The 12,234-nt window shown below is 54.5% G+C and carries 12 protein-coding genes; 4 read left to right on the forward strand and 8 right to left on the reverse strand.

What is annotated here, in order from left to right; genetic code table 11:
* Positions 1 to 48: 48 nt before the first annotated feature.
* From RT282_RS06185 to RT282_RS06220, 8 genes are all read right to left on the reverse strand, one after another.
* A complete protein-coding gene (locus RT282_RS06185; protein WP_313312532.1) occupies positions 49 to 5,013 on the reverse strand; it encodes a type ISP restriction/modification enzyme in 4,965 nt (1,654 codons plus the stop codon).
* A 7-nt stretch (positions 5,014 to 5,020) separates the two neighbouring features.
* Positions 5,021 to 5,311: a hypothetical protein gene (locus tag RT282_RS06190; protein ID WP_313312534.1), complete on the reverse strand. Its 291-nt coding sequence runs from the start codon at positions 5,309 to 5,311 to the stop codon at positions 5,021 to 5,023.
* The gene (locus RT282_RS06195) at positions 5,308 to 5,538 is read right to left on the reverse strand and encodes a hypothetical protein (RefSeq protein ID WP_313312537.1); all 231 of its coding nucleotides are present in this window, start codon (positions 5,536 to 5,538) and stop codon (positions 5,308 to 5,310) included. Before RT282_RS06195 ends, RT282_RS06190 begins: the two co-directional genes overlap by 4 nt.
* A gap of 32 nt (positions 5,539 to 5,570) precedes the next feature.
* Complete coding sequence (locus tag RT282_RS06200; protein ID WP_313312538.1) at positions 5,571 to 6,476, reverse strand: WYL domain-containing protein; 906 nt, start codon at positions 6,474 to 6,476, stop codon at positions 5,571 to 5,573.
* Positions 6,473 to 6,898: an HD domain-containing protein gene (locus RT282_RS06205; RefSeq protein ID WP_313312540.1), complete on the reverse strand. Its 426-nt coding sequence runs from the start codon at positions 6,896 to 6,898 to the stop codon at positions 6,473 to 6,475. Before RT282_RS06205 ends, RT282_RS06200 begins: the two co-directional genes overlap by 4 nt.
* A 103-nt stretch (positions 6,899 to 7,001) precedes the next feature.
* Positions 7,002 to 7,211: an AlpA family phage regulatory protein gene (locus RT282_RS06210; RefSeq protein WP_313312543.1), complete on the reverse strand. Its 210-nt coding sequence runs from the start codon at positions 7,209 to 7,211 to the stop codon at positions 7,002 to 7,004.
* A gap of 98 nt (positions 7,212 to 7,309) precedes the next feature.
* The gene (locus RT282_RS06215; RefSeq protein ID WP_313312546.1) at positions 7,310 to 8,227 is read right to left on the reverse strand and encodes a hypothetical protein; all 918 of its coding nucleotides are present in this window, start codon (positions 8,225 to 8,227) and stop codon (positions 7,310 to 7,312) included.
* Positions 8,228 to 8,263: 36 nt separating this feature from the next.
* The gene (locus RT282_RS06220; RefSeq protein WP_313312547.1) at positions 8,264 to 9,481 is read right to left on the reverse strand and encodes a tyrosine-type recombinase/integrase; all 1,218 of its coding nucleotides are present in this window, start codon (positions 9,479 to 9,481) and stop codon (positions 8,264 to 8,266) included.
* Between the two features lie 412 nt (positions 9,482 to 9,893).
* Here RT282_RS06220 and RT282_RS06225 point away from each other — a divergent pair, with 412 nt between their 5' ends.
* Genes RT282_RS06225 through RT282_RS06240 form a run of 4 tightly spaced genes read left to right on the forward strand, consistent with a single transcriptional unit; the run spans position 9,894 to position 12,211 of the window.
* Entirely contained in the window at positions 9,894 to 11,225 is a 1,332-nt protein-coding gene (locus tag RT282_RS06225; protein WP_313312548.1) for a site-specific integrase, read from the forward strand.
* A gap of 23 nt (positions 11,226 to 11,248) precedes the next feature.
* Positions 11,249 to 11,599 carry a type II toxin-antitoxin system RelE/ParE family toxin gene (locus RT282_RS06230; RefSeq protein WP_313312551.1) on the forward strand — a complete coding sequence of 117 codons (351 nt, stop codon included), beginning with the start codon at positions 11,249 to 11,251 and terminating at the stop codon, positions 11,597 to 11,599.
* Positions 11,580 to 11,891: a DNA-binding protein gene (locus RT282_RS06235; protein WP_041190632.1), complete on the forward strand. Its 312-nt coding sequence runs from the start codon at positions 11,580 to 11,582 to the stop codon at positions 11,889 to 11,891. The genes RT282_RS06230 and RT282_RS06235 overlap by 20 nt, the downstream gene beginning before the upstream one ends.
* A gap of 11 nt (positions 11,892 to 11,902) precedes the next feature.
* Positions 11,903 to 12,211 (forward strand): DUF2026 family protein, encoded by a 309-nt coding sequence (locus RT282_RS06240; RefSeq protein ID WP_313312553.1) that lies wholly within the window; start codon positions 11,903 to 11,905, stop codon positions 12,209 to 12,211.
* The last annotated feature ends 23 nt before the right edge of the window (positions 12,212 to 12,234 follow it).

Here is a 12,234-nt window from a genome sequence, read left to right on the forward strand (position 1 = left end):
AATCAGAGGTGCGTCCCTGACATCGCCTGCAGACACCCGCACAGAAAATCAAATGTCCAGTTTGGGCAGCGCCGCCACAATCTTTTGAGTTTTAAGACTGACGGTCACGACGCGTTGGAACAGTTCCAGGGGGTACTTCGGGTTGCCCATGGTTTCAATTGCCCAGTCGTTCGCATCGTTCACGATACCGCTGGCAGGATCGGTTTTAACCGACTGGCGTTCCATGACCCAATCCAACGCTGCCTTACCGTTCACCACGTAGTTCCATGCCTCAGCGGGAATGTCGCGTAGCGTGATCTTGCCGTTGTAGATGACAGTGGACTTGTCCCCCTTCTTGGCGAACTTCATCTTTTCCACGCGGTAGTCAGCATCGGATTGCACACCCTTGGCGTCAATCGTCAGCGGGTATGGCTCCACTGTTTCGTAGTTCAGATGCCAGTGTGCCAAGTCCCGGCCAGCCTTGCTGAAGGCCCAGAAGTCTACCGGCTTTTTTACTCGCGGTATGCGTGGCAACTCTTTACCCAAGTTATCGGCAAATAGTGTTCGATATTCTAGTGAATGAAGAAGACCGTATACATAGTAGAAGATGTCTTCTTTTGTTAGAGATTCACTAGGGTAGGCATCCTTGAAATAGGTCAGCCCTACATCTGTTAAAGCATCATGTTTAGGATTATCTGGCAATGATTTATCGCTGGAAAAATCGATCAACTCCTGTTGAACTGCCTTCTTGTCTTTATTCTTTTCAGAATCGAAAAAATACAATGGAAAAAACTGGGTTCCTACCATATCGACTGCATGGAAGCTTGCAGGCCCATTTATCATTAATACTGAATATTCATTCCGTGACATTGATGCAGTGACCCCAATTGCCAAATTCTCCACATCTGGACTTGGAAACAGTTGTGGCATTAGCGAGACGGCTTCATTTAATTCGCGATCAAAATACAACCAGAGCTTCGTGAACGGACGGTAAAGGCTACGCCTCAGTTCTTTTTGAAAAAATACATGGCGCTTTGATCGAACGAGGTCTTGTTTCAGTGCACGCGTCCAACTGACCTCTGTTTCATCGGTTTCAATAAAATCTTTAACCGCATCTTCCCGTGCCGAGCGTGATAAGCCGAGGAATTTTTCATCAAAATTTTTAACCTCGGAATTATAACGACCAATCATTCGCTGAATATTATCGGAGCATGCTGTCCTTGAAGCATTAAAACACCATGCATCTCTGCCGGTTACAACACCATGTGCAAATGTGGAAATCAAGGCGGGTTCAGAGCCTTTTTTAACACCAAGTGGCATAAATTTTACAAAATCAGAATTTCTCTGATTTATCCAATCGCCGTGACTATCTGGAACAATAGCACGCCAACCTTGGGCGTTAGAAATTCCTGAAATGCTTCCTAGCATTTCTATTTTTTTGAGCTTTTCTTCGCGGTTTAAATAATCATCAATCTCGTGAAAATGAATTTTTCCGGAATGCTTAACTGCGGGGTTTTTGACCATGGCGACTATACAAATTGCTGCCGCACTTGCAATGCCGAATATTTGACCACCTTCGCGCTTGGCCCGTTCCCCAGCGGTTTTTTGACCACGCAAACCCTTTAGATGAAAAACGTATATATCACTAAATTCGGTAGCAAGAGATTTCCGCATTCCATCGGAAAACGTCGAGTCCAAAAAACCTGCATTGGTAACAAAACTAACAATGCCACAAGCTCCAATACGGTCACTAGCCCATCGAAACGCACGGACGTAACTGTCATAAAGGCCGCGTAGATTTGTCGCGGAAGATAATTCTGCGTAACTTTCTGAAATTCGTCGATCAAGGTTCGGATATGTAATGTTGCTATTATTATCATTCTGGCTTGCCTGCCCAATTGAATAAGGCGGATTTCCAACAATTACGCGAATATCCAGTTTTTTCTGACGTTTGCGGCGGGCGCTGTTGTCCACAATAAGCGCATCCACCAAATCGTCCTTTTCGTACATCTGGAAGGTATCGGTCAGGCAGATACCTTCGAATGGCACGTACTTGCCGCCAATCAGGCTGTGGTACGTCGCTTCAATGTTGATGGCGGCAATGTAATAGGCCAGCAACACGATTTCATTCGCGTGCAGTTCCTGCTTGTACTTGTAGGGTAGTTCGTCCTGATTGATCAGCCCCGATTGCAGCAAGCGAGTGATGAACGTACCAGTACCTGTGAACGGGTCAATGATGTGTACGCCCTTGCTTCCCAGTGTCTGGTTGAACTCTTTCTTCAACAGATCATTGACGCTATGCAGGATGAAGTCCACGACTTCCACAGGCGTGTAGACGATACCAAGACGCTCGGTCATCTTGGGGAAGGCATTGCGGAAGAATTTGTCGTACAGCTCCACGACAATTTTTTGTTTTCCAGTAGCGTTGTCGATGCCCTCCGCGCGCATCTTTACGCTGTCGTAGAACTTCTGCAGGGTGCTGGCTTCCTTGTCCAGATTGTGTTGATGCAGTGCGTCCAGAACACCCTGCATGGCCTTGGACATGGGGTTGTGTTGGGCGAAGCTGTAGTCGCTGAACAGCGCGTCGAACACTGGCTTAGTGATCATGTGCTGGGCCAGCATTTCGACAATTTCACCGTCGCTGATACTGCCGTTCAAGTCGTCACGTAGTTCATTTGCGAAGGCGTTGAACGCGTCCCGTTCTTCAGTATTTGATGGGTTATCCAAGATGGCTTGGATGTTGTCGATATGCGTGTGGGCAATCTTGGCGATGTCATTGGCCCAGTCTTCCCAGTGATGGCGATTACCCACCTTCTGAACCAATTTGGCGTAGATGGCCTTTTCGATTTCGCCCACTTCAAACTGAAGTTCCCCTTGCATTTCTTCTTGGCTGGGGCCCGTGGCTTCTTTCCGGCCTATGGTGCTTCCACCACGACCGGCAGTCTTGTTCTGGACGCCGTTTTCGTCCTTTTTGCGCTTCGATTTTTGCTGGATTTTGTCGCTGACGGCGATGATTTCGATCTTGGATCGGTCGTTCCCCACCAGTTCCAACTTGTTGACCATGGCGTCGAACTTGTCGTCGTGTGAACGCAGGGCTTGTAAGACTTCCCAGACCACCTTGTAGGTCTTGTTGTCGTTCAGGGCCTTATGGGGCTCGACACCGGCGGGAATGACCACGGGCAACACCACGTAGCCACGCTTTTTACCGGGCGCGTTGCGCATCACACGTCCCACGGACTGCACCACGTCAACCTGTGAATTACGAGGCGTCAGGAACAGAACTGCGTCCAGCGCGGGCACGTCCACGCCTTCACTGAGGCAGCGCACGTTACTGAGGATTCGACATGTGTTCTCGGGTGGCTCGTCTTTCAACCATGTCAGCTTCTCTTCTTTCTTCGAAGCATTCATGCCTCCGTCTACGTGTTCGGCTTCGCATTGAAGCGTGTATGCGGGGCTGGCTTGTAATTCATCGTCGTCCAAGTTCTCGCTGTCTTGGTAGGCTTGGACAACCTTGCTGAACATGTCTGCAATGTTGACCGAGCTGACTTTGTGAACTTTTGCACCTTTCTTCGTTTCGATGACTTGGCAGAAGGCGACGGCGCGTTTCATTGGTTCGGTATCGCCCACCAAATCAGGCGTCAATTCCTGCTTCGCGAGGGCCTTCCAGCAGCCGATGATCTTGGCCGCATCGTCTACGCGCAGGTCGTTGTCTGCACTGCGTAACAGCTCTTGAATGCGGCGATTGACGTGGCTTTCTTCGACGGACAAGACAATGACCTTGTAGTCACATAACAGTCCCAAGCGCACGGCTTCGGAAAAGGTGATGACATACAGCTCGGGGCCGTACAGATTTTCATCGTCCATGGAACACAAGACGACGTTGTCTTTTTCTGCGCTGGCCTTTGCGTTGTTGCCGTAAATGCGCGGTGTGGCTGTCATGTACAGGCGTTTGCTCGCTTGAATAAAGCCTGCGTCATGTACCTTGACGAAGTTGCTTTCGTCGTCATCGCCAAAGGTTGCGCCTGTGGTCCGGTGCGCTTCGTCGCAGATGATCAGATCGAAAGCGGGAAGACCGTTTTCTTTCTGCGCCTTGCTGATGGTGTCGATGGAATGGTAGGTGCTGAACACCACACTCATGTGCGCGTCATCGTGACGCTTGCCCATTTCCAGCGCCAGCCGCGCCGGGTCAGTTGTCGCGGGGTAACGCAGTTCATGCGTGAACGTCTGTACGACGTCGTCGTCTTTCTTGCGGTGCTTGCCGACATCGCTGTCAGAACAGACGGCGAAGCTGTGCAGCGGGGTTGTGCTTTCTTGAGTCCATTCGGTCAGGGTCTGCGACAGAAGGGACAGGCTGGGCACCAAGAACAACACGCGTTTACCTGCGCCTGCGTAGGCTTCAGCAATCTTCAGGCTGGTGAAGGTTTTTCCCGTCCCGCAGGCCATGATCAGCTTGCCACGGCTTTCACGTTCGAAGCCCGCCAGCGTCGCGTTAAGGGCGCTTTGTTGGTGCGGGCGAAGCGATTTCTTTGGCTTCAGTACCGGGGCCTGATTGGGTTGGTATTTGGCCCAGTCAATCTGACTGTTTTCCAAGTCATGCAGGTCAATCTTGGTGACCGGGGGCTGTTGGTCAATCAACGCGTTTTCCGCGTTGTCGCTCCAATTGTTGGTCGTGCTGACGATGACGCGACGGGAAAAAATCTTCTTGCCGGACGCGGTGAAGAAACTGTCGATGTCGCTTTTCTGTAGGCGGTAGGTAGGCGCGTATAGCTTGCATTGGATGGCGTGAAACTCGCCTGTGTCAGCGGTCTTTGCTACCAAGTCGATGCCCGCATCATTCTTGGGGATTCCCTGAAGTTCGGCCCATTGCGCATACGTCCACACGTCGCTGTACAGGTCTTTGTACGTGGCTTCGTTGCGCAGGTAGCAGATGGTTAGTTCTTCAAAGTACGTTCCCTTCTCGCGCTCGGTGGCGGATGCATTTCGGTAGGCATCAAGGATGGCGGTCAAAGGGGACTTGTTGTCGACGTCAGTCATTGTTGGGTCAGCAAGTGATTTTTGAGAGTTTTTCTACGATGGCGTCAAGGCGACTGGTACTGGTGCCTGAAATCAGGCAATCCTCCCAGAACCATTTGTCGAACACTTGAACGACGGCTTCCAGAATGGGAGCCCCGGCGCCGATCATTGATGCGATTTCTTGGGCTTGAAATTCGTATTCATCCTGCATGGTCGCATCTCCTTTGCAACCTGTTCGCATGGGATCAAGCTCCCAGAGAACGGACGAAATTTCCTGCGCGTGCCTAGCTTCGCTCAAGATTTTTTTGGCAATCGTCATTGCGTTTCTTTTTTGTATGGCGGATGCGCCAGTGCGAAACAATCAGAATCGCCTTGCTTTGAAAATTCAGCGTTTACCTTGCGAAAGTAGGCGTTTGCCTCTTCCTCGCTGGGAAATTCGAAGTGGTCCTCAAGGCGCTCTCCCCAGCCTTTTTCGTGTTCGTAGACATCAACACACCAGACTTCTTTTGCGGAATTCTTTGAGGGCTTTGACTTCGTCTTGGACATCTTTTCTCCCGTAAGGTTTTTCGAATTGAAGGTCAGGAAACGTAACCGGGGGCCAGGGGCGCACTGCCAGCGTCGCGCAGTTCTGTCGGGTCCGCCAGACGCAGCCTGATTTCGTGCCCTCGCATGCTGGCGTTTGGGCTGCAATCGACTTGCCATTGACGCATCACGTAACCAGCCACCGCGCCGCGTAGCGATACCCTTAACTTCCCATCCTGCATTCCGAAGTCTTTCGCAATCACTTCCGGGTGCGGTCGTGATGGATGGGGGATCAAGGTCAGCGTGAACATGCGGTTCCAATGCGTATCAGCGCTGATCAGTTCCTGTTGTGATGGGGGACTGCAATCCACCAAAGCGCGTACATCTTCCATGCGCGTCAGTACGAGATCGCGGAAATGCCCCTTTGTGCGGTCAAAGGCCCGGATATGCCACCGAAGCCCCGAATCCACCAGCGAGTGGGGCACGATGACCCGTGGGCTGGGGCCTTTTTTCATGGACAAGTAGTTCAGCGCCAGCACCTGCCCCTGGCGAATGGCTCGGGTGACGGTGGCTAAGGTATGCAGGTCTGGTTGGTTCAGACGCTTGGGCGCGGCATGGGAAATGGTTTCTCCGCTGGTGCCGGTGTCAGCCGCAGTTGTCCCCGTCGTCAGTGCTGCGAGAACCTTGTCCGGATCGTGCTGGAACAAGGGCTGGAAAGTCGGCAGATACCGATACTGCTTTTGTTCGTAGCTGACGTTGTGGGGCGCAAGCTGCTTGTATAGCATCAAGTCACGGGTACCTGCGGCGGTCGCCACTTCGAAGCGCTCCAAGACATGCTTTCGGGCTACGTCGCCATAGAACCAGACCCGAAACTCGATGAACGCCAGCCGCAGGCGTTGCGCTGCAGACAACGCGGCGATGGCGTTTGCTTGCTCCATCGGGATGGCGGTTTCTTCCGTCATTCCGATGTCAACAACAGGGCGCGCACTTCTTCGTATTCCCGGCATCGCGCATAGTCTTTGTCTGTTGGATTGGGGATGCGTGACAGGTCCATGTTTTCTGCGTTGTCCGCCAGTTTCACTTTTCTGGCGACGGGGTCAGCGGCGGCCCGGGCGGCCGCTTCAAGCCGCGTTTCGCCGGGAAGCTTTGTTAACGCTTCGACGGCTCGCAGGACTGCAGGTGGAAATCCCTCTCGCGCAAGATCGTCGATGGTTATGGCAGTGTCTTCTACGACATCATGCAGAACCGCGGCCATCTGTTCATGTTCGCCATCGACGCGAAACATGACCCGGAGCGGGTGAAATATGTAGGGCTGACCAGCCTTGTCGCGCTGTCCAGCGTGGGCGTTTGCCGCAATCTCAATGGCGCGTTCTATGGTCGGCATGGATGATCCAAGGGTGGATAGGTAGCTTCCATTGTATGCGGATAAGATCAAAATGATCTGAACTATCGAATCATTTTGATCTTATTTCCTTGATATTTGTCCGCTAGTGCAGTGCCTCCGGACGATGAACGGGCGGTGCTGCGTCACGCCAGTTCTGCAGTTCAGTCGCGTCGAACACCGTACAGCGGGAACTTAGTTTTCGGGCCTTGGGAAAGTCGCTTCTCTCTTTGGCCCAGCGCCACAACGTGGCGGGGCTGATGCCCAGATACTCTGCTGCGGCCTTGGGCCGGATGGATGAATTGAGTTGAACCATGTGTACTCCATATTGATTTCCGCTTCTCCCAGTGATTGGCGGCATGGAGTGATTGCAGCATGACTATCCTGATTTCTCAGGACCTCATGTCGTCCATTTCATGATCGTGCTGGCATGGTAGTGACGTTGCTGGCAACCTCCGCTTGCCAAGTTCGACACCACCGCTGAATGGTTTCAGGGTTTTCTAGTGCTTGGTACTTGGAAAGCATGTCGAAAGCGAATTCCTTCATGCTTCTGTAGCGCCCTGGGTCGCGGTGCCACCTTTCCCAGCATTCTTTGACCTGCTGTTTGGCGGCAGTCTTCGGACTATTGGCCCATCGACTTCTTGCGCCGGATTCCGCCATGGAGCGTCTTGCAAGCCCCTGCGCTTCAGATTCGAGCCTTCGAACATGATCAGCGGCATCTGTTGGCAGCTTTTCCTGAACAAGTCGTCGTTCTGCTGCGCAGACCATTTCCATGGATTCAATGGCCGCAGCGGCGGCGCGCAAAAGGGTATCTGGGGGCAGCCCTCGCAATGTGGATGACCGAGGGTCCTCAGACAGTAGGGAGTCAATCGCGAAAATCTTTTCGAGAGCCATCAATGCGTAGGCTTGGGCCTCGGATGGATGGTCCTTCTGTTCACTCTTGCTTCGCAGGCGGACGACTTCTTCAAGGGCTTCTATGTCGCTGATTTTTTGATCCGGAAAACCGTCGGGCAGGCGGGTTGGATCAGGCCAGTTTTTCAGCAGGGCTTTGGCATCTTCGTGCGTGATGTGGACTACCCCGTCTTCATCGCGCATGTAGCCGGGAACGAATTGAAGTTCCCATCCGCCTTCTTGTACCAGTCGTTCGGCGAATTCGGCGCTGAAACGCTCCAGTTCTTTGGCGTATTCGCTCTCAATCAGATGATCCATGGCTGTGCGCAATGCCGCCATGTCCGAATGCCATTGATTGCGAGTGCGGGGATTCAGGACGTGGATCGCACGCAGGTAGATTGCCCCAGTGAAGGGGAATACAGTGTTCTCCGTTGGCTTCATGCGGTGGCGTCTGTCAGGGTCCTGCGTAGACGACTATCACGCGGTTTTCAACTGAATCACTGTTGCCCCTGTACGCAACTTGTCCAGATAGTCGGCCCATCTCTGCATCATTGCCCGTCTGGCGGGTAGATGCGCGGTGCGGTTGTAGGCGCGTCCGTTCACGTCTTTCACCGCATGGGCTAGTTGGTGTTCTATCAGGTCAACTCGTTCTTCCAAAACCTCATCCATGATGGTTCTGGCAGTTGCCCGAAAGCCATGGGCGCTGTGAACTTCTTTCGGGTACCCCATGCCGCGCAAGGCGGCATTGATGGTGTTTTCGCTCATAGGTCGTTCACCAGTTCGGAGACTGGGAAACACATACTTCCCGTGGCCTGTCGCCGGTTGCATGTCCCTAAGCAGGGCCAGCGCTTGAGTGGACAACGGCACGATGTGATCGGTCTTCATCTTCATCTTGCTGCCGGGGATTCGCCATTCGGCGGTATCGAAGTCGATTTCACACCATTCCATGGTTCTGAGTTCGCCGGGGCGAACGAATACCAGTGGTGACAACTTCAGGGCGGCAACGGTGTAGGGATGCCCGCTGTAGTCATGGATTGCGCGCAGCAGTTCACCGAGTTGCTTGGAGTCAGTGATGGCGGCGAAATGTCCTGGGGTTGCTTTTGCGAGAGAGCCTTTAAGGTCTTGTGTGACGTCCCGTTCGGCTGCGCCGATGGCGATGGCATACCGGAAGACTTGCCCTGTAACCTGCTTGACGCGCTGAACGCTATCAAGAGCGCCACGGGCTTCCATTTTTCGTAGAGCGGTAAGGACATCCCTCGGACCGATTGCCGAAATAGGCATCTTGCCGATGTAGGGGATGACATCCTTCTCCAGCCATGAAGTGATCTTCTTTTGTGTGCTGGCTGATCGCTCTGCAGCAGTTTTTTTCAGCCATTCACGCGCCACCAGTTCGAAACTGTGTGCTGCCGCATCAGCCTTGGCTTGTTTTTCTTGGCGCTTCGCGCCGCTGGGGTCGATGTCGTCAGCCAGTTGTTCCTTGGCTTTGTCGCGCCGCTGGCGGGCTTTCGCGAGGGAGACTTCAGGGTAGACGCCCAGCGCCAGCGTCTTGCGCTTGCCAGCGAAGCGGTAGTCCATGCGCCAGTACTTGCCTGTGGCTTTCACGAGCAAATACAAGCCGCCGCCGTCAGACAGCTTGCGGCCTGCGGTCTTGTCACCGGGCTTCGCGTTCTTGATGGCTGTATCTGTCAGTGCCATGTGTCCCCACTCCCTATGACGGTATCTTGGGTGACGGTATCAGCTAGATACCGTTGGAAGTACCGTCTTTTTGACGGTATGTCATGGTATCGAGTGAGATGACGTAGGGCAAAGAAAAAGCCGCTGTACCTATGAGATACAGCGGCTTTGATCCGTCCAGAGAGTCTCTGAGACTATGTGGTGGTGCCCGGGGCCGGAATCGAACCGGCACGCCTTGCGGCGGGGGATTTTGAGAATGAAAACCAGCGATAGGATTTAACTACGCTGGAGCTTGCAAGTGCTTGATGTGATTGGTTTTTTTGAAAACTGATCGCGTCTAACCTTACGCCTTGACCAGACCAAAAACGGCTTGATTTCCTCTGTCGTGGTTCCTGGTTGGCTCCTGCGTTCGAGCCTAGAGGAAGGAGGTTTCATGACAGTCGCCAAGCTCACCAAATCCGTCGTTGATGCGGCGCAAGCCACCGGCAAGGACTATGAACTGCGGGACACGATTGTCCCAGGGTTCTTGTGCAAGGTCACAGCTTCAGGCCGCAAGGTCTTCATGCTGCAGTACCGCACGAATGCGGGCGAACGCCGCAAGCCGAAGATCGGCCTGTTCGGCGAACTGACCGTTGATCAGGCGCGCTCGATCGCGCAGGACTGGCTGGCGGACGTGCGCAAGGGCAGCGACCCCAGTGCAGCAAAGCAGGCGGCACGTCAGGCACCCACGGTCAAGGAGTTGTGCACGCAATTCATCGAGGAGTATTCCAAGACGCGCAACAAGCCCAGTACGGTCGAGACTTACCAGGATCAGATCGATCGGTACATCGTGCCCAAGCTGGGCAGGATCAAAGTGCCAGAGCTGACCCGCATGGATGTGACAGCAATGATGCGGGACATGGTCAAGATCTCCGCCACGGCCAATCGCGTTCTGGCCTGTCTGCGCAAGATGCTCAACATGGCCGAGGTGTGGGGCTACCGGCCCGACGGTTCCAATCCGTGTCGTCACGTGCCGAAGTACCGGGAGAGCGGCGAGACGCGCTACATCACCGACGAGGAACTGGCACGCCTCTATGCCTATCTTGACCGTGCGGATGTCGAGGGGTTGGAACATCCGACCTTGACGCTGGCGATCCGTCTGCAGTTCGAGTTCTCCGCGCGCATGTCGGAAATCCGAATGCTTCAATGGGCTTGGATCGACTTCGACAGCCGCCGTGTTGCCTGGCCGGACAGCAAAACCGGCAGCATTTCCAAGCCGATGAGTGAGGCGGCGCACCAGTTGCTGTCCAATGCCTACCGCATCGAAGGCTCGCCCTACGTGTGCCCCAGCATCTACGACAAAGAAATCCCATTGTCCGAGGGCACCTACTACAACTCCTGGCGCCGAATCCTGCAGCGGGCAAAGGTGCCGCATGTCGGCACGCACGGCATTCGCCACCGCGCCGCCACCGATATTGCGAACTCTGGTGTTCCTGTGAAGGTCGGCATGGCGTTGACCGCACATAAGACGGTCTCGATGTTCATGCGGTACGTCCACACGGAAGATGATCCCGTTCGGGCAGCAGCGGAGAAGGTGGCCGCCCGGCGCCAGGAAACCATCGGCGCCGTCGTCACCTCCAGCGCGGCGCAGGAGGCGACGGGCGGGGGAGGGGCTACGTCCACGAGCTTTGGGAACTATCGGCCGTACCGGCATCGGAAGGCGCCGACCCGCGCCGTGCCTCCCAACACGAAGCGGGCATCGGCAGCGCCCGAATCGGTAGCTTGATCTTTATTCGTTTATAGACGAAAATGAATCTCTATCGAATTGAGCACTACCTGACGGCGGGCGAGCATCAGGATCTCTACCTGGACTGGCTGCGGCGGCTGCGTGACAGCCAGGCCAAGGTGGCGGTGATTCGTCGGGTGGCCCGGGTCGAGCTGGGCAATTTCGGCGATCACAAGTTCTGCCGTGATGGCGTCTGGGAGTTGCGTGTCGATGTGGGGCCGGGCTATCGGGTGTATTACGCCGTGTCCGGTCATCGCGTGGTGCTGCTGCTGTGCGGCGGCGACAAGCGGACGCAGGATGCGGATATCGCCCGGGCGGTGGGCTATTGGCAGGACTGGCAGCGGAGATCGGATGATGAGAAGCAGACCCCATGACGAGGCAATGGCAGAGTTGTACAGCAGCGATCCGGCGCTAGCGCTGGAGGTCATCAATGGCATCCTGGCCGATGGTGACCAGGCCGAGTTGCTGATCGTGCTGCGCCAGATGGCGCAGGCGTTTGGTGGGGTGCAGGCCGTGGCCGAACAGGCGCACTTGAATCCGACCCAGCTCTATCGCACGCTGTCGCCGAAGGGCAATCCGGCGCTCAGCAGCTTGTCCGCCATCCTCAAGGCGATGGGTATGCGGCTGGCGGTGCAGCCGTTGGCCTCATCGGCTCACGCGACCTGAACATCGGCCACATGAAAGCAAAACCGCTCATTCCCCTGTTGGACTACTTGCGCATTCACAGTGTCATCAGGTCTGTACTCGACAGTGTCGACGCGCGCACAGCGCACGCGTGCATGTTCTTCAGCGTTGCAGGCTCCGCCATTCTTCGCGAGTTCTACAAGAAGGATGCCAGGCCAGTCGCAGGCGCTGCGTTCTTACTTGTCGACGAACAACGGCGCAATGCGATGTCTTTCGCGACCCTGACAGATGGGCAGGTTCAAAGTACGGATACATCGTTCCACGCATTGGTGAATCGCCCCGGGTTTTCTAGACACCTCTGAGCCTCAAACCTGAGGCCCAATAG

It is taken from the genome of Pulveribacter sp. (genome assembly GCF_032079985.1).
Lineage (GTDB): Bacteria > Pseudomonadota > Gammaproteobacteria > Burkholderiales > Burkholderiaceae_C > Melaminivora.